Consider the following 1,567-nt stretch of genomic DNA (forward strand, 5'->3'; position numbering starts at 1 on the left):
TATCTTCGTATAAGGAGGTGATCCAGCCCCAGGTTCCCCTAGGGCTACCTTGTTACGACTTCACCCCAGTCATGAACCACAAAGTGGTGAGCGTCCTCCCCGAAAGGTTAAACTACCCACTTCTTTTGCAGCCCACTCCCATGGTGTGACGGGCGGTGTGTACAAGGCCCGGGAACGTATTCACCGTGACATTCTGATTCACGATTACTAGCGATTCCGACTTCATGGAGTCGAGTTGCAGACTCCAATCCGGACTACGACGCACTTTTTGGGATTCGCTCACTATCGCTAGCTTGCTGCCCTCTGTATGCGCCATTGTAGCACGTGTGTAGCCCTACTCGTAAGGGCCATGATGACTTGACGTCGTCCCCACCTTCCTCCGGTTTATCACCGGCAGTCTCCCTGGAGTTCCCGACATTACTCGCTGGCAAACAAGGATAAGGGTTGCGCTCGTTGCGGGACTTAACCCAACATTTCACAACACGAGCTGACGACAGCCATGCAGCACCTGTCTCAGAGTTCCCGAAGGCACACCTGCGTCTCCGCTGGCTTCTCTGGATGTCAAGAGTAGGTAAGGTTCTTCGCGTTGCATCGAATTAAACCACATGCTCCACCGCTTGTGCGGGCCCCCGTCAATTCATTTGAGTTTTAATCTTGCGACCGTACTCCCCAGGCGGTCTACTTAACGCGTTAGCTCCGAAAGCCACGGCTCAAGGCCACAACCTCCAAGTAGACATCGTTTACGGCGTGGACTACCAGGGTATCTAATCCTGTTTGCTCCCCACGCTTTCGCATCTGAGTGTCAGTATCTGTCCAGGGGGCCGCCTTCGCCACTGGTATTCCTTCAGATCTCTACGCATTTCACCGCTACACCTGAAATTCTACCCCCCTCTACAGTACTCTAGTTCACCAGTTTCAAATGCAGTTCCGAGGTTGAGCCCCGGGCTTTCACATCTGACTTAATGAACCACCTGCATGCGCTTTACGCCCAGTAATTCCGATTAACGCTCGCACCCTCCGTATTACCGCGGCTGCTGGCACGGAGTTAGCCGGTGCTTCTTCTGTTGCTAACGTCAAGAGATAGCGCTATTAACACTACCCCCTTCCTCACAACTGAAAGTACTTTACAACCCGAAGGCCTTCTTCATACACGCGGCATGGCTGCATCAGGCTTTCGCCCATTGTGCAATATTCCCCACTGCTGCCTCCCGTAGGAGTCTGGACCGTGTCTCAGTTCCAGTGTGGCTGATCATCCTCTCAGACCAGCTAGGGATCGTCGCCTTGGTGAGCCATTACCTCACCAACTAGCTAATCCCACCTAGGCATATCTTGACGCGAGAGGCCCGAAGGTCCCCCTCTTTGGCCCGTAGGCATTATGCGGTATTAGCCATCGTTTCCAATGGTTATCCCCCACATCAAGGCAATTTCCTAGGCATTACTCACCCGTCCGCCGCTCGACGCCCATTAACGCACCCGAAGGATTGTTAGTGTCGTTTCCGCTCGACTTGCATGTGTTAGGCCTGCCGCCAGCGTTCAATCTGAGCCATGATCAAACTCTTCAATTTAA

At 53.3% G+C, this 1,567-nt stretch carries 1 rRNA gene; it reads right to left on the reverse strand.

Annotation, left to right across the window (positions count from 1 at the left end):
• Positions 1–10: 10 nt before the first annotated feature.
• Positions 11–1,565, reverse strand: a 16S ribosomal RNA gene (locus tag AB4375_RS16205).
• Between the last annotated feature and the right edge of the window lie 2 nt (positions 1,566–1,567).

Source organism: Vibrio sp. 10N.261.51.C6 (assembly GCF_041471785.1).
Lineage (GTDB): Bacteria > Pseudomonadota > Gammaproteobacteria > Enterobacterales > Vibrionaceae > Vibrio > Vibrio crassostreae_C.